Origin of the sequence: Empedobacter sp. UBA5924 (assembly GCF_002431085.1) — a bacterium.
GTDB classification, from domain to species: domain Bacteria; phylum Bacteroidota; class Bacteroidia; order Flavobacteriales; family Weeksellaceae; genus Empedobacter; species Empedobacter falsenii_B.
In genome coordinates this window covers 77,580-95,194 of record NZ_DJDM01000023.1, presented here as the reverse complement: position 1 = coordinate 95,194, position 17,615 = coordinate 77,580, and the positions used below count along the sequence as shown (strand labels likewise).

Annotated in this window: 14 protein-coding genes; 8 read left to right on the top strand and 6 right to left on the bottom strand. The window is 33.7% G+C overall.

The features are described 5' to 3' along the window. Positions 1-481 precede the first annotated feature (481 nt). The 5 genes from B3792_RS06370 (at position 482) to metQ (ending at position 4,408) form a co-directional block, all read left to right on the top strand. Positions 482-1,354, top strand: coding sequence for a pirin family protein (locus B3792_RS06370; protein ID WP_291069175.1), 873 nt, complete (start codon positions 482-484; stop codon positions 1,352-1,354). Positions 1,355-1,378: 24 nt separating this feature from the next. After that, positions 1,379-1,660 (top strand): GNAT family N-acetyltransferase, encoded by a 282-nt coding sequence (locus B3792_RS06365; RefSeq protein ID WP_280037269.1) that lies wholly within the window; start codon positions 1,379-1,381, stop codon positions 1,658-1,660. A gap of 258 nt (positions 1,661-1,918) precedes the next feature. After that, positions 1,919-2,956 (top strand): methionine ABC transporter ATP-binding protein, encoded by a 1,038-nt coding sequence (locus B3792_RS06360; RefSeq protein WP_280037271.1) that lies wholly within the window; start codon positions 1,919-1,921, stop codon positions 2,954-2,956. Next, positions 2,937-3,590: a methionine ABC transporter permease MetI gene (gene metI, locus B3792_RS06355; protein ID WP_280037273.1), complete on the top strand. Its 654-nt coding sequence runs from the start codon at positions 2,937-2,939 to the stop codon at positions 3,588-3,590. Before B3792_RS06360 ends, metI begins: the two co-directional genes overlap by 20 nt. An 8-nt stretch (positions 3,591-3,598) precedes the next feature. Further along, entirely contained in the window at positions 3,599-4,408 is an 810-nt protein-coding gene (metQ, locus tag B3792_RS06350) for a methionine ABC transporter substrate-binding lipoprotein MetQ (protein ID WP_280037274.1), read from the top strand. A 64-nt stretch (positions 4,409-4,472) separates the two neighbouring features. On the opposite strand, the gene ggt is transcribed toward metQ, so the two are convergent. From ggt to B3792_RS06320, 6 genes are all read right to left on the bottom strand, one after another. After that, on the bottom strand, positions 4,473-6,140 hold the full coding sequence (ggt, locus tag B3792_RS06345) for a gamma-glutamyltransferase (protein ID WP_291069170.1): 1,668 nt from the start codon (positions 6,138-6,140) through the stop codon (positions 4,473-4,475). Between the two features lie 76 nt (positions 6,141-6,216). Further along, a complete protein-coding gene (locus B3792_RS06340; protein WP_125350495.1) occupies positions 6,217-9,018 on the bottom strand; it encodes a TonB-dependent receptor in 2,802 nt (933 codons plus the stop codon). 239 nt (positions 9,019-9,257) lie between these two features. Then, the gene (gene infB, locus B3792_RS06335; RefSeq protein WP_291069167.1) at positions 9,258-12,317 is read right to left on the bottom strand and encodes a translation initiation factor IF-2; all 3,060 of its coding nucleotides are present in this window, start codon (positions 12,315-12,317) and stop codon (positions 9,258-9,260) included. A 63-nt stretch (positions 12,318-12,380) separates the two neighbouring features. Then, on the bottom strand, positions 12,381-13,616 hold the full coding sequence (nusA, locus tag B3792_RS06330; protein ID WP_038335048.1) for a transcription termination factor NusA: 1,236 nt from the start codon (positions 13,614-13,616) through the stop codon (positions 12,381-12,383). A gap of 15 nt (positions 13,617-13,631) precedes the next feature. After that, positions 13,632-14,093: a ribosome assembly cofactor RimP gene (gene rimP, locus B3792_RS06325; protein WP_038335047.1), complete on the bottom strand. Its 462-nt coding sequence runs from the start codon at positions 14,091-14,093 to the stop codon at positions 13,632-13,634. Between the two features lie 110 nt (positions 14,094-14,203). Further along, a complete protein-coding gene (locus tag B3792_RS06320) occupies positions 14,204-14,689 on the bottom strand; it encodes a DUF456 domain-containing protein (protein ID WP_038335046.1) in 486 nt (161 codons plus the stop codon). A 65-nt stretch (positions 14,690-14,754) separates the two neighbouring features. Here B3792_RS06320 and B3792_RS06315 point away from each other — a divergent pair, with 65 nt between their 5' ends. The 3 genes from B3792_RS06315 to B3792_RS06305 are packed head-to-tail and all read left to right on the top strand — an operon-like array spanning position 14,755 to position 17,529. Next, positions 14,755-16,014, top strand: coding sequence for a mechanosensitive ion channel family protein (locus B3792_RS06315; RefSeq protein ID WP_291069164.1), 1,260 nt, complete (start codon positions 14,755-14,757; stop codon positions 16,012-16,014). A 9-nt stretch (positions 16,015-16,023) separates the two neighbouring features. Then, complete coding sequence (locus B3792_RS06310) at positions 16,024-16,749, top strand: pyridoxine 5'-phosphate synthase (protein WP_125350500.1); 726 nt, start codon at positions 16,024-16,026, stop codon at positions 16,747-16,749. A gap of 3 nt (positions 16,750-16,752) precedes the next feature. After that, the gene (locus B3792_RS06305) at positions 16,753-17,529 is read left to right on the top strand and encodes an alpha/beta fold hydrolase (protein ID WP_125350501.1); all 777 of its coding nucleotides are present in this window, start codon (positions 16,753-16,755) and stop codon (positions 17,527-17,529) included. Positions 17,530-17,615 lie beyond the last annotated feature (86 nt).

Sequence of the window (17,615 nt, the reverse complement as noted above, 5' to 3'; positions counted from 1 at the left end):
TGGTTTTGTCATAGAAATCAGGATGACATTATATCATAATAACATATTTGTCAAGCTGAATTTATTTCAGCTTCTCATACTTTAGGTCGAGGGTAATTAGTCCTATAGCTGGACTATGGATAAAGAAACACCGAAGAAAGACCGAACAAGCCTCCTTGTTAAGGCGAGATTAATGCCTCGAAGCACGGCATAGAGGTAGCATAGAGGCGACATAAAGGCGGCATAGAATCGGTATAGAAGACTAATAAATTAATGTTTTTAAAACGAAGATATTGAGTCAATTAAAGCAGTCTCACAAAGATAAAAACAATCGATTAGAGTTGTATTTATTCATGTAAAAAAATGTCTGAATCATTTCCATTACCCTACATCAATTAATTCATGTACAACTTCTTATCCTACATCAAGACATTACAAATCAGGCGGTACTAACTTTGTAAAAGAAAATAAAACAAGTTAACAATCACTAAATAATAAGAAGATGAATACAAAAAATATAGAAGCCGTTATCGCACCAAGAGAACCACATTTTGTAGGGGATGGATTTAGAGTACACAATTTTATTCCAAGTGGTTATCATTTGGATATGCGTAGAATGGATCCATTTATTATGTTAGATTACAATTCAAAATTTCATTTTCCAGCAACAGACAAACCAAAAGGTGTTGGCGTGCATCCACATCGTGGTTTCGAAACTGTAACTATTTCTTATGAAGGAAGCGTTTCTCATCACGATAGTTCTGGTGGAGGAGGAACAATTCATCAAGGCGATGTACAATGGATGACAGCAGCTTCGGGTGTTCTACACAAAGAATATCATGCCGAAGAATTTTATAAACAAGGTGGAATTTTTCAAATGGTTCAATTGTGGGTAAATCTTCCTGCAAAGGATAAAATGAGCACTCCAAAATATCAAGCGATTGAACATAAAGATATTCCAACTGTAGAAGTTGAAAATGGTTTTATCGAAGTTATTTCTGGTGAATATAACCAAACAAAAGGTGCTGCATCAACATTTTCTCCTGTTAATATGCTGAATGCAAAACTGAATGAAGATGGAAAAGCTAATTTTAATTTTCCTGCAAATTACAATACCGTTTTATTAGTTATTGATGGAGAAGTAAAAGTGAACAACAAAGAAATTGTTCCAACGGATCACTTATTATTGTTTACAAACGAAGGCGAAGATTTCTCAATTGAAGCAACAAAAAATAGTGTGGTATTAATTTTGAGTGGAGAACCTTTGAATGAGCCAATCGCTTCCTATGGTCCTTTTGTGATGAATACACAAGAGCAAATTCGCGAAGCTTTTGAGGATTTTAATAACGGAAAGTTTGGTACTTTAGAAGATTAATAAACAACTTAAAAAATAAAACTCATGGAAATTAAACAAATTGATGATAAGAAAAATGGTGCTTTTGTCGTTTTAGATGGTGATAAAAAAGCTGGAGAAATGGATTACGTTTGGGCTGGTAATGATAAAATTATTATCGATCATACAGAGGTTGACGAAGCATATGGTGGACAAGGTGTTGGTAAAAAAGCTTTATTAGCCTTAGTAGATTGGGTGAGAAAAGATAATATCAAAGTAATTCCTTTGTGTCCTTTTGCTAAAGCGCAGTTTGAAAAAAATCCAGAAATTAGAGATATCTTATCTTAAGAAATAATTACTATGAATTTCGATTATACAATAATAAATCGTAATCTTAAATATTAATTAGAAAATTTATCCTGCAAGATGGTTATTTTGTAGAATAAATTTCATTTTTAATAAAAAATCATTCAAAAAAAACTAATTATTTTTGCATAACTTTTTATAAGTCCATAATTTTAATAGACTTTATAAAAGCAAAAAAAAACACAACCTCTCTGCATTTATTTATAATAATTGAGAGGTTTTTTTATTAAGATTTTTAGAATGATTGAACTAAAAAATATATCCAAAACTTTCAGAACTTCTAAAAGAGAAATTCATGCTTTGCGCGATGTTTCTTTGCAGATAGAAGAAGGAAAAATTTTTGGAATCATTGGTAAATCTGGTGCCGGAAAAAGCACCTTGATTCGCTGTGTTAATTTATTAGAACGACCTGATACAGGAGAAGTTTTGATAAATGGAACAAATTTATTGAACTTAAATAATTCAAAATTAACTTTAGAAAGAAGAAAAATCGGTATGATTTTTCAACATTTCAATTTACTTTCTTCGCGAACTGTAGAAGAAAATATTGCTTTTCCGATGGAATTGGAAGGTATCTCAAAAAGCCAAATAAAAACAAAGGTTGACGAACTTTTACACCTTGTTGATATTCACGAAAAAGCAAAAGAATATCCTACAAATTTATCAGGCGGACAAAAACAACGTGTTGCAATAGCGCGTGCTTTGGCTAATAATCCAACAGTTTTGTTATGTGACGAAGCGACAAGTGCGTTAGATCCTGCGACTACAAAATCTATTTTGAAATTGTTGAAAGAAATCAATCAACGATTAAATCTAACGATTCTCTTAATCACCCATGAAATGGAAGTAATCAATTCTATTTGTGATGAAGTTGGAGTGATTGAAAGTGGAAAATTAGTAGAACATGGTACAGTAGAAGAAATTTTCACAAATCCGAAAGAGAATATCACGCAAGAATTTATCAAAAATTCATTGGACATAGCTTTACCTCTAAGTTTTCAGAAAAATTTGGTTGATACTTATTCAGAAAATAACTCAATAATTTATAAAATCAATTTCACGAATCAACCAAAATTCAATCAACTTATTGCAGAAATAAATTCGTTGCATAATATTGAAGCAGAAATCGTAAATTCAAGAATCGAATATGCTGGAGAAATCAATTACGGAACATTTTTCTTGAAAATTAATTCAAAAGAAAACTCAGCAATCGAAACATATTTACAGCAAAATAAATTTAATTTAGAAAAAATCGGTTATGTCAGAAGCAGTTATTAATCTATTACTTAAGGGAACTTGGGAAACAGTTTTAATGACATTTGTTTCCGGATTTTTTGGTTTTGTACTTGGTCTTCCAATCGGAATATTCTTGTTTTTAACGAGAAAAGGACAATTATTAGAAAACAAATTGGTTAATCAAATTTTAGCCTTTTTTGTCAATATTTTCAGATCAATTCCATTCATTATTCTAATCGTTTGGATGATTCCTTTTACACGAAGTTTAGTTGGAACATCAATCGGCGTTTCTGCTGCCTTGGTACCTCTTAGTATTGGAGCCGCACCATTTATAGCGCGTTTAGTAGAAAATAGTTTATTAGAGATTCCTGAAGGTTTGATAGAAGCAGCACGTTCTATGGGTGCAAAACCTTCGCAAATCATTTTCAAAGTTTTGTTACCAGAAGCATTACCATCGTTAATAAATGCCGCAACAATTACGTTAATTACTTTAGTCGGCTATTCGGCAATGGGTGGCGCTGTAGGAGCTGGCGGATTAGGACAAATCGGTTATCAATATGGGTATGTTGGATATGATACTTTTATAATGAATACCGTTTTAATTCTATTAATAATTATCGTTTTTATCATCCAATTTACTGGTGATTTCTTATCAAAAAAATTCAATCATAAATAATTTAAACAATGAAAAAGTTAATTAAAAATATACTTCTTACAACACTATCAGCACTTGCTTTAACATCATGTGGAGAATCTAAAACTGATGCAAATACAATAAATGTTGGTGTAATGACTGGACCTGAATTTGAGGTTGCTCAAATTGCAAAACAAGTTGCAAAAGAAAAATACAATTTGGAAGTAGAATTGATTACTTTCAATGATTATATTATTCCGAATGAAGCGTTGAATCAAGGTGATTTAGATGTTAATGCTTACCAAACAGTTCCATTTTTAGAAGAACAAGAAAAACAACGTGGTTACAAATTAGAACCTATTGGAAATACATTTTTATACCCAATCGTTGGATATTCTAAAAAAATAAAATCTATAAATGAATTAAAAGAAGGTAATACAATTGCTATTCCGAATGATCCAGCTAATGGAGGTCGATCTTTATTGTTGTTACAAAAAATAGGTTTAATTAAATTGAAAGATGGTGTGGGTTTATTTCCTAAATTAACTGATATTGTTTCTAATCCTAAAAAATTAGAGATTTTAGAATTAGAAGCTCCCCAATTACCTCGTGTTTTAGATGATGAAAAAGTAGCGATTTCTGTTATTAATAATAATTTTGCAGGACAAGCTGGTTTAGATGCTAAAAAACAAGGAATTTTTACAGAGGATAAAGAATCGCCTTATGTCAATATCATTGTGAGTCGTGAAGACAACAAAAACGATGAAAAAGTGAAGAAATTTGTACAAGCATACCAATCTGAACAAGTTGTTAAAAAAGCAGACGAAGTATTCAAAGGTGGAGCTATAAAAGGTTGGTAAAATAATTATTTATAATATTAAAAAGGCTATTCAATTGAATAGCCTTTTTGTTTATCTAACTTTTTTAATACCCTACTGCCTTATCATCTCCTCGCGGATCTGCTCCAGCTTGATACGTTCCATCCTTGTTTACCAAAATTCCTTCTACACGTCCATAAGGTTTACGTTCTTTCAACTTATAACCTTTTTGTTTTAACGTTTCGCGAACATTTTCTGATATCGCATTTGGTTCATAATCGATCTGGTCTGGCAACCATTGATGATGAAATCTTGGTGCTGCAACAGCTTCTTGCATCGTCATTCCGAAATCAACAACATTCAAAATTGCTTGAAAAACAGACGTAATAATTGTAGAACCACCTGGTGTTCCCACAACCATAAACAATTTACCATCTTTCTCTAAAATCGAAGGCGTCATCGAACTTAGCATTCTTTTCGAAGGTTCAATCGCATTTGCTTTTCCTCCAACCAAACCATACAAATTCGGTGTACCTGGTTTTACAGAAAAATCATCCATTTCATCATTCAACAAAAATCCTGCACCTTCTACAACAACCAAAGATCCGTACGAATTATTCAAAGTAGTCGTTACAGAAGCTGCATTTCCATCTTTATCAACAATTACATAATGCGTCGTTTCCATTGATTCTTTACCGATTATTTCACCCGCTTTGATTACTGAACTAGGTGTTGCTCTATCAAACGAAAAATCTTTCATTCGATTCACATTATAACTTTTATCCAATAATTGTTTTTGCGGAACTTTTATAAAATCTGGATCACCTAAATGTTCTGCTCGATCTGCATAAACGCGACGCTCTGCTTCTACCATCACTTGAATTGTAGAATCTGCCTGAAATCCCCATTTATTAATTGGATAATCTTCGATTGATTGAAATAACGAAACCAATGCAATTCCTCCACTTGAAGGCGGCGGCATCGAAATCACTTTAAAACCTTTATAATTTCCAGAAACTGGCGTTCTCCAAACTGACTGATATTCTTTTAAATCTTCATGAGAAATAATTCCGTTTCCGCGTTTCATTTCTTTCACTATTAAATCAGCCGTTTTTCCTTCATAAAAACCAGCACGACCTTTTTGTTGAATTAATTTTAATGTATTTGCTAAATCTTTTTGAACCAACAAATCTCCTTCTTTCCAAGATGATTTAGACGTTAAAGCATTCGTTTTTGAATTATATTTTACAAAATCATTATGCTTATTTGTCAGTTCGCTCGCTTGTTGTTTTGTTATTTTAAATCCTTTTTGAGCTAAATTAATAGCTGGCTGAACTAATTCTTTCCAATTTAATTTCCCATATTTTTCATGCGCTTTCACCATTCCATCGACTGTTCCGGGTACTCCTGCAGCAAATTGTCCATACAAACTAAGATCAGTAATTGCATTTCCATTTTTGTCCCAATACATATCTTCACTCGCTTTCAAAGGTGCTTTTTCACGATAATCTAACGCATCGGTCTTTCCTTTTGAATCACGATAAACCAAAAATCCACCGCCACCAATATTTCCTGCATTTGGATAAACAACCGCCAACGCAAACTGAACTGCAATAGAAGCGTCAATCGCATTTCCACCTTTTTTTAGAATTTCAACTCCAACTTTTGAAGCTTCGGGATGAGCTGTTACAACAGCTCCATTTTTGTAAGATTCTTGCGCATTCAACTGAATAATCGCGAAGAATGAAACTATAATAAATGATATTTTTTTCATAAAATCGATTTAAACAAAAATACCAAACCTTCATCAATTACGACAAAGATTTGGTAAAACATATAAACTATTTAAATTATAAACTTAATGATAAACGAGCGAAAGCAAAGCGTCCTCCTGTTCCGAATTGTTGTCCAGTACGTGAATACACAAAATATCCTGCTCCTCTATTTCCTCCAATTTTCGTTTCATCAGGATAGATATCAAACAAATTATTTGCTCCTATTGTTAACGAAATATTTTTGTTGAAAGCATAACCAAAACTCAAATCTGTTACAACTTTTCCGCTAAATGTTTGCGAATCGGCCACCGTATTTGTCGCTGCATCAACTTCTCCAAAATACACGTTTCTTAAGTAAACATTCCATTTATCCAATGAATAATTCATGGATAAATTAATTTTTGTACGAGGTATAGCCGATTCTAAATAAATACGACTTGAACGATCAAAATAAGTAGACTCTTTTCCTTTCAATAAATCGGAAGCATGTACATCACCCACAACATTTGTCTTGCTAAAAGTCGCCGATAAATCTCCACGTAATTTTCCTGCTCCCAAACGATCTTGATACGTCAAAACAACATCTATTCCTTTCGTTTCGGTATCAATTGCATTTGCGAAGAAACGAGCTGAAGTTGCATTTGCTTGTTGCAATAATTCGTAAATCTCTTTATCTTGTGCTGATGCATTTGCTGCATTACTTCCTGTGAAAGATCCTGTGTAAATGATTCGGTCATCAATTCTAATGAAATATCCGTCAACACTCAATTTGAATTTTCCCCAATTTGCCGTAGCTCCAGCCGAAACTGATTTCGATTTTTCTTCGTTCAATTGTGGAATTCCTAATAATTTTGCAGCACGACTATCATTTGTAAAAGTTCCTGAATTAGAAATTGCTCCATCTAAGAATAAACTTGATGTTGCACTAAAATATAATTGATGTAAAGATGGCGCTCTAAATCCTGTACTTGCTGCGGCTCTCAACACATAGTTTCCTAATTTGTATCGAGTCGAAATTTTTCCATTTAATGTTGAACCAAAATCTGAATAATCTTCATAACGTAACGCAGCAGCCACTAAGAAATCTTTCGTAAAATTAAATTCAGTATCTAAATACGCCGCAACAGAATGACGATTTGCATTGACTTCATTCGCTGGTAAAAATCCTGGAAAAGCTTGCGCTCCACCTGCTAAAGCAGTACCATTTACAGCGAATAATGTATTGATATTTCCATTAAAATCTTGTACATAAATTGGCTTTCCATTTCCGTCTACACCAATTTGACGAACTTTACCATAATTCGCATAAGATGACTCTTCACCTCCTACAATTTGATAATTTTCATAACGAAATTCTGCACCAAAAGCGACATTAATTCCAGCTAAAACATCATCAAAAAAACGCGTAAAATCCAGGTTGGTTGTATTCTGCGTAAAACGATATCCACCAGCTTCAAAAGATGTTGGTGAAGATTCTTTCATCGATGCGTTAACTGTATTTTTTACTCCAAAATCGATGGTATTATTTCCGTATGTGTTCGAAAAATCAACTTTCCAACCGTTAATTTCACTACGAATTCCCGCTGCTAAAGAGCGATCGTAATTATTGGTTTGAATCAATGGTAAAAATCCATTTGGATAAATTGACGCAACAGTTTGATGCAACTGAGCAGGCTGACGACGAAAGGCTGCTGATTCTCCTAAACGATAATTTAATCCTCCAAATGCATAAATTTCGGTTTTATCTGAAACTGGGAAAAGTGAATTAATAAAAATCGCACCTCCTTCATTTTTTGATTGTCCAATACGCGAAACATAATCAGCACGCGTTTCTCCACGGCGGGCTAATTCCTCCTCTGTAATATCTTTTCCAGTTGGATTTGGATATAAATCTGGTCGATTATAATCTGAAAAAATTGTTCCTGTAAATTCTTTTTGACGATTGAATGGTTGACGCTTGTCGTAAGAACCTGCAACATTTACAAATCCTCCTTTTTCTCCAACTTTTACACCATAATTCACATTCGCTTGAAAAGTTTCGCCATCAAAATTATCTTCTGCATTTTTCGAAAGATTTCCTCCATACGAAATTGACGCGCGTAGTTTATCTGTCGAATCTTCCAAGACAATATTAATCACACCTGCAATCGCATCAGAACCATATTGAGCCGCGGCTCCATCTCGAAGAATTTCAATTCGTTTAATTGCAGAAGTTGGTATTGCATTCAAATCTGTACCGACAGAACCTTTACCAAACGAACCATTAATATTAACCAATGATGTTGTATGACGACGTTTTCCGTTAATCAAAACTAATACTTGATCTGGTCCTAAACCGCGCAAAGAAGCAGGATCTATATGATCTGTTCCATCAGAAATAACTTGCGTATTCGAACTAAAAGATGGTGCAACATAATTTAAGATTTGATTCAACGAAACTTGTCCTACATCTTTTGTAACCTCTTTAATATCTATCACATCAACTGGCGTTGAAGAATCTAATTGTGTACGTCCCACTGCGCGCGAACCAATTAAAACAACTTCGCTAAGATCAGTCTCCGAATTGATTGATTGTAAAAAGAAATCTAAAGAAACTTCATTTTCATCAAGCACATTAATTGTTTGCGTCGTTGTTGGCTCACCTATTTTTGAAACAATAATTTCATACTTCCCTGGTTCTAACGTTAGTTGATATAAACCATCTGCATCTGTTGTTGTCGTGATATTCGTTCCTTTTACATTAACCGTTGCTTGATCGATTGGTCCATTTACATCTTCAACCGTACCTGTAACTTTGGTTTGAGCAAATAAAAATGTTCCACCAAAAAGAGCAGTGAGAAAAAATATTTTTTTGAGTGAGTATAATTTCTTGTTCATATTTACAATTTTAAAGTCTAGCAAATTTATAGACTTTATAGAATATAAAACAAGTCGTTTTTAAATAAAATAAAAGAAAACTTTAAATTAATGTTAAACAAAAATTCTATTCTAAAAATAAAACTAATAATAGAATATAATTCTATATAATAAGTAGAGTATTGATTTTTATTAAATAAAATTTCATAAAAAAAGGAGCTCAAATTGAGCTCCTTTCTAAAATATTTGTTGAGAATTGATTATTTCAATTTCTTTTTAACCTCTACAGTTTCGTAAGCTTCGATAATGTCACCTACTTGAATGTCGTTGAAGTTTTTGATGTTAAGACCACATTCGTAACCTTTACTAACTTCTTTCACATCATCTTTGAAACGTTTCAATGAAGCTAATTCACCATCGTGAATCACAACTCCATCACGAATGATACGAATACTAGAGTTTCTATAAACTTTACCGTCTAAGACCATACATCCGGCAATAGTACCAACTTTCGTTACTTTGAATGTTTCACGAACCTCAATATTACCTGTTACTTGCTCTTTCAACTCTGGAGATAACATTCCTTCCATCGCTTCTTTGATCTCTTCGATCGCAGCATAGATAATTGAGTATGTTCTAATTTCAACTTCTTCTTTTTCTGCAATATCACGAGCAGATCCACCAGGACGAACATTAAATCCAATAATAATCGCATCTGAAGCAGAAGCTAATAATACGTCAGATTCTGTAATTTGTCCAACTCCTTTGTGTAAGATGTTAACAATAATTTCTTCTGTCGAAAGTTTTTGTAAAGAGTCTGTCAATGCTTCTACAGAACCATCCACGTCCCCTTTCAAGATAATATTCAACTCTTTGAAGTCTCCTAAAGCAATACGACGTCCAATCTCATCAAGTGTAATATGTTTTTGTGTACGAATAGTTTGCTCACGTTGTAATTGATCTCTACGAGTTGCAATTTGTTTCGCTTCGCGTTCATCTTCGTAAACTTTGAACTTATCACCTGCTGTTGGCGCACCCGCTAATCCTAATATCGTAACTGGTGTTGATGGTCCAGCAACTTTGATATTGTTACCACGCTCATCTAACATTGCACGAACTTTACCATGGTGAGATCCTGCTAATACATAATCTCCGATGTGTAATGTACCTGTTTGTACAATAATTGTCGAAACATATCCACGTCCTTTATCTAATGCAGCTTCTACAACTGTACCAGATGCTTTACGTTTTGGATTCGCTTTAAGGTCTAATACCTCAGCTTCTAATAATACTTTTTCTAATAAATCTTCTACTCCTAAACCAGATTTAGCCGAGATTTCTTGAGATTGGTAAGTACCACCCCAGTCTTCAACTAATAAGTTCATTTGAGCTAATTGCTCTTTTACTTTTTCTGGGTTAGCTGCTGGTTTATCAACCTTATTGATAGCGAATACCATTGGTACTCCAGCTGCTTGAGCGTGAGAAATTGCTTCACGTGTTTGTGGCATGATTTGGTCATCGGCCGCAATTACAATAATTGCAATATCCGTTACTTGAGCACCACGAGCACGCATCGCTGTAAAGGCCTCGTGACCTGGTGTATCTAAGAACGCTACACGCTTACCACTTGGCAATGTTACGTTATACGCACCAATGTGTTGTGTAATACCTCCAGACTCACCAGCAATTACGTTTGCTTTACGAATATAATCTAATAAAGATGTTTTACCATGGTCAACGTGTCCCATTACAGTTACAATTGGCGCACGAGTTACTAAATCTTCTTCGTTATCGATTTCTTCTTCTTCAGTTGAGATTTCTTCTTCAGCATTAGCAAATACTGCTTCGAATCCGAAATCATCTGCAACTAATTGAATTGTATCCGCTTCAAGACGTTGGTTCATGGTAACCATGATTCCCAATGACATACATGCAGAGATAACTTCTGTAACAGAAACATCCATTAACGAAGCTAATTCGTTAACCGTTACAAATTCTGTTACATGTAAAGTTTTGTCCATGTCTATTGCTTCTTGCTCTTGCTCAGCAAACTCACGACGTTCTTTACGTTTGTCTCTTCTGTGTTTAGCCCCTTTAGATCCTTTTCCTTTGTTAGTAAGTTTATCTAAAGTGTCTTTAATTTGTTTTTTAACATCTTCGTCAGAAAGTTCTACTTGAGGAACTCTTGGTCCACGGTTGTTTCCACCTCTAAAGTTTCCACCACCTTGACGATTTCCACCTTGACCTCCTGGGCGATTTCCTCCTTGTCCTTGACCTCCTTGACGGTTGTTATTATTTCCTCCTCCATGGTTGTTATTACCACCTTGGCGGTTATTATTATTTCCTCCGTGGTTGTTGTTACCACCTTGACGATTATTATTGTTTCCTCCGTTTTCTCCAGCTTTTGTTACATCTTCTGGTTTAACGTTTTTCTGGATACGTTTGCGCTTTTTCTTGTCAGCAGCGTTATTAGCACCTTTTTGATTCCCTTTTTTATCGTCAGTTTTTTTCTTATCAAATTTAGATAAGTCAATCTTTGCACCTGTAAAATTAGGTCCATCTAATTTTGTGTAGACAGTTTCAATTTTTTGAGGTTCAACTGCTGCTACTTCTTCAATTTCTTCTTTCTTCACTTCAGGCTTCGCTTCCGTTTTTATTTCAGGCTTTTTAACCTCTTCCACCTTTTTAGGTTCTTCTTTCTTCACCTCTTTTTTAACTTCCGCCTTCGGTGCTTCCGCCTTTTTAGGTTCTGCTTGCTCTTTTTTAGGAGCTGGAGAATCTTGCTTTTTAGGTTTACCTGTATTATTTATTTTATCAAGATCAATAACTTTTATCACTTTCGGTCCTTTCGGTTCCTCTTTTGATTCAGTTTTAGGTTCAGCTTTTGGTGCTTCCTCTTTCTTGATTTCTTCTTTCTTCACCTCTTCTTTTACCGCAGTTTTTTCTACTTTGGCTTTAGGTTTCAAAGCATCTAAGTCTATTTTTCCAACAGTCTTTGGTCCTTCCAATTCAACTTTCGTCGTTTCAATGATTTCAGGTTTCTTTTCTACTGGTTTTTCAGTTGCAGCTTTTGCTTCTGCTTCTTTTTTCTCAGCGGCTTTGATATCTGAAATTTTGTTAATGACTACTTCACCGGAAGCTTGCTTTTGTTTAGCATCAGATCGGAACTCATTAACTAAAATATCGTAAGTTGGCAGATCGATTTTAGAGTTCGGATTTTTTTCTACTGTTGTACCCTTCCCTTCTAAAAAATCAACAGCTCTATCTATTGATATATTTAATTCTTTTAATACTTTACTTAATCTTATTGTTTCCGACATATGAAGCTAATCTCTTATTTTAATGTTTGCAAATGTATGAATTGTTTATGACTTGAGTATGAATTAATCTTCAAACTCTTCTTTTAACACACGGATAACGTCTAAGATCGTCTCTTCTTCTAAATCCGTACGTTTGATTAAATCATCAACATCTTGTTCTAAAATACTTTTGGCAGTATCTAACCCGATAGCACTAAATGCTTCGATTACCCATGCATCGATTTCGTCTGAGAATTCTGATAATTCTACGTCTTCGTCTTGGGCTCCTTCTCTGAAAATATCAATTTCCATTCCAACTAATTTAGAAGCTAAACGAACATTGTAACCTCCTTTACCAATTGCTTTCGAAACTTCGTCTGCATTTACGTAAACTAAGGCTTTGTTTTCTTCTTCATTAATTTCGATATTCGAAATTTTAGCTGGGCTTAAAGCGCGTTGAATAAACAAACTCATGTTGTTTGTGTAGTTGATTACGTCGATGTTCTCGTTACGTAATTCGCGTACAATTGAATGGATACGAGATCCTTTCATTCCGACACAAGCTCCTACTGGATCGATACGATCGTCGTAAGATTCTACTGCAACTTTTGCTTTATCTCCAGGGATACGAACTACATTTTTGATTGTAATTAATCCGTCTAAAATTTCTGGAATTTCTTGTTCAAATAATTTCTCTAAGAATTTTGGTGATGTTCTAGATAAAATAATTTGAGGTTTTGCTCCTCTTAATTTTACGTCATCTACAACTGCACGTAATGTATCTCCTTTTCTGAAAAAATCTGATGGTATTTGATTTTCTTTTGGTAAAATCATTTCGTTTTGTTCGTCATCCATAATAATCACTTGTTTGTGACGTACATAGTGGATTTCTCCTGAAACTACTTCTCCAATTAAACCTTTAAATTTCTCGTATAAATTAGAGTTATCATGCTCCATTACTTTAGAAACCAATGTTTGGCGTAATGTTAAAATCGCACGACGACCTAATGCTTCGATCGGAATTTTTTCCGATACTTCTTCACCTACTTCAAAATCTGGCTCAATTTTACGTGCTTCAGATAATTCGATATCTGTTGCGTCGTCTTCTGAAAAACCGTCTTCTACAACGATACGGTTGTGCCAAATCTCTAAGTCTCCTTTATCAGGATTTACAATAATATCAAAGTTATCATCTGTACCATATTTCTTTTTCAAAACACTTTTCAGGGTTTCTTCTAAGATTGCCATCAGCGTAATACGGTCGATGTTCTTATCGTCTTTAAAATCTCCAAAAGATTCAATTAATGCAAGATTGTCCATTAAACTTTAATTTTTTTAAAAGGTGACTTTTATAATCGCTTTCTTGATGTCAGCGTAATTTATTTTTTCTTCGTGTTCTACTGTAATTTTTCCTTTTCCTACAGGTTTTGGTTCGCGCGCTTCCCAAAAAATTGTAACACCTTCTTCATCGGCTTCTACAATTTCGCCTTCCACCACTTTGTCGCTTAATGTAGCTTCTAAAGTTCTTCCTACATTTTTGGCAAATTGGCGTGGCATGGTTAGGTTACTTCCTACACCAGGAGAGGAAACCTCTAATGCAAAATCACATTCTTCTCTATCAAGATTGTGCTCTACATGTCGACTTATTCTTACAATTTCTTCGACTGAAAGACCTTCGTCTCCATCTGCTAAAATTACAATTTTATCATCTGGAGTGATTTTCCAATCGATAAGAAACAATGACGGATTTTCCGCAATTGCTTCGTCTATCAGCTGTTTTACTTTACTTGAATCCATATACAACGAAAAAGAGAGCTATAACCAGCCCTCCTCCATTTATTCCTTTAAATTCTTTGCAAATATAGGTCATTTTTTTTTATTGACCTAATTTCAACCATTTAATCTGATTAATTCATCAATTGATAAACAAATATTCCGATAAATATTAACGTTAATATAATGTCGTAACCTGTTGTTAAAATAAATCCTACAAAAGATCCGAAAGCAGATTTTAATGCAACTTTTGGCGAAGCCGCAGTAAAAATTAATTCGCCTAATAATGCTCCCAAAAAAGGCCCTACGATAAAACCGATTGGTGGAAAAAATAATCCGATGATTAATCCGACAATAGATCCCCAAATTCCGTATTTGGTTCCGCCTAATTTTTTGGTCATATATGCAGGCAGTAAATAATCTAAAAGCGCACCTAATAACACAAAAAGTCCTGCAATAATTATCGTTCCCCAATTGTAACTACAATCACCACTAAATTTAAAAACTAATAATCCGACCAATGCCAAAGGTGCTCCTGGTAAAACTGGCAAAACAGTTCCGACCAAACCAACAACCAATAAAATTCCACTAATAAGATTTAGTATACTATCGTTATCCATTATTTTAGTATTTTTAAAACTGTAACTTTGCACAAACAAATCTATTTAAACTCAATTAACAGCTTATGCAAGATAAATCTTTTTATGAAGAATTTTCTGATGGTGTAAAATTTTTTTTCAATCAATATTTCAAAATTGATTTGTCTGAAAATCTTTTTAATTTCTTAGAAATTGTCACTTGGATAGCTATTCTTTTTGTGTTAGATTTTGTGCTAAGAGCTATTATTCTTCCGCTTCTAAAAAAATTAAAGAATTTCACCGAAAACGATTGGTTGAAGTTTTTGTACAAAAACAAAGTCTTTCTTTCAGCTATTCATCTTATTCCAATCAGTTTTGCATTAAGCATGAATGTTATTTTATTCAAGAATGAAGGAAATATTTTTCATGTTGTTCAACGCATTACACAACTTATTTCATTAATCGTTTTTACGCAACTTATTTTCCGAGTTATCAATACAATTATTGATGTGTACAACGAAGAAAATAGTTATACAACAGTTGGAGTGCGAACTTTTGGGCAAATGTTGAAGTTTATTATCACGTTTTTTGCGATTATTTCTGGAATAATGATTTTGTTTACGGTTGATAAAAACACAATTATTACCGTTCTCGGAGCTTTAACCGCAGCTGTTTTATTGATTTTTCGTGATGCAATTTTCGGATTTGTTTCTGGTTTGCAAATCTCCTATTCTAAAATTGTAAAAGTTGGCGATTGGATTACCGTTTCCAAAGGCGATATTGAAGGAACAGTAAAAGAAATTAACATCAATTTAGTAAAAATTGAGAAGTTTGATAAATCTATTGCAACGGTTCCAACTGTAGATTTGGTATCGTCTCAGGTAACCAATCATATGGCGATGTTGGCAACTGGAACACGTCAAATAAAACGTTCTGTTTCGTTTAATGTAAATTCGTTTCAGTTTTGTAACGAAGAAATGTTAAATCGTTTCGAAAATATTACTTTAATTCATCATTATATTCAACAAAAACGTCACGAAATCTCTATCTATAATCAAAACATTGAAAATTCTGATTTAGATATTAATGGTAAAAACTTAACCAATATTGGTGTTTTTAGAATTTATGTTGAACATTATTTAAAAAGTTTGAAAACAGTTTCGCAAAATGATCCAATTATCGTAAAACAATTACCTGTTTCTCCGCTTGGAATGCCCTTAGAAATTGGATGTTTTACAACTTCGGCAAGCAATTTGGAGTTTGAAAGAATTCAGTCTGATATTTTCGATCATTTGTTAACAGCTTGTCGTAAATTTGACTTAGAAATTATGCAAAGCATTTCGCTTTCTGATATAAAAAAATTATAATATAAAATCATGACTAAATTAAGTGTTAATATAAATAAAATTGCTACAATTCGTAATGCGCGTGGTGGAAATACGCCAAATCTTGTAGAAGCGGCAATCAAAATTCAGGAATTCGGAGGACAAGGAATTACGATTCATCCGCGTCCAGACGAACGTCATATTCGTTACCAAGATGTCTACGATTTGAAACCTGTTGTAACAACTGAATTTAATATTGAAGGAAAACCGATTGATAGTTTTATGGAATTGGTTTTAAACTCAAAACCAGAACAAGTTACCTTGGTTCCTGATGCAGAAGATGCGATTACATCAAATGCTGGTTGGGATACAATCAAACATTTTGATTATTTAACAGATGTGATTAAAACGTTTAAAGATGCTGGAATCAGAACTTCTATTTTCTTAGATCCAAATCCTGCTTTAATTGAAAGTGCTGCGAAAACTGGTGCTGATCGAATCGAGTTGTACACAGAAGAATTTGCGACGCAATACGGTTTAGGAAATCTTGACGCAATTCTTCCTTACAAAGAAACAGCAAAATTAGCAATCGAAAATGGATTGGCTGTAAATGCTGGACACGATTTGAGTTTAGATAATATTGAATATTTTATTCGCGAAATTCCAACAATTGCCGAAGTTTCTATTGGTCACGCGTTAATTTCTGAAGCTCTATATTTAGGTTTAGAAAATACGATACAAGCGTATTTACGTAAAATTGAATTAGCAAATTTGTAGAAAATGGCAGAAATATTACATAGCAAAATTGTCGGCTCTGGTGAAAAACATTTATTGGTTTTTCATGGATTGTTTGGACAATTGGATAATTGGAGCACATTAGGAAAACATTTTGGCGAATATTTTACAACACATTTGATTGATTTACGCAATCATGGACGTAGTTTTCATAGCGAAGATTCTTCTTTGGCAGCGATGACGCAAGATATCGTGAATTATATGGATGCAAATTCTATCGAAAAAGCACATTTGTTGGGACATTCACTTGGCGGAAGAATTGTGATTGATTTTGCGATGATTCATCAAAATAGATTAGATCATTTGATTGTAGCTGATATGGCACCAAAAGCTTATCAACCTCATCATAATGCGATTTTCAAAGCGTTGAAATCTGTTAATTTTGATCAAGTTGAAACTCGAAAAGATGTAGAAACGACTTTGGAACAATATATTCCTGAAATTGGTGTGCGACAATTTTTATTGAAAAACGTTTACCACGCCGAGAATGGTAAATATGCTTTTCGATTCAATTTAGATATTTTGGATAAATTTTATCAAGAGATGATTGGTTCTGAATTGTTGAAAGGCGAATTTGATGGTCCAACTTTATTTTTGGGTGGCGCAAATTCAAATTACATTATGCCAGAAGATGAAATGATTATCAAGGAGCGTTTTCCAAATGCGGAAATCAAGAAAATTGCAAATGCAGGACATTGGTTACATGCCGAAAATCCGAAAGATTTTACAGCAGAAGTTTTAGATTTCTTGTTGAATAAATAAAAACAAAAAAGCGAAATTCATAATTTGAATTTCGCTTTTTTTATATCTGATTATCATTCCAAGTTTATCGAAAAATCTATTCTTTT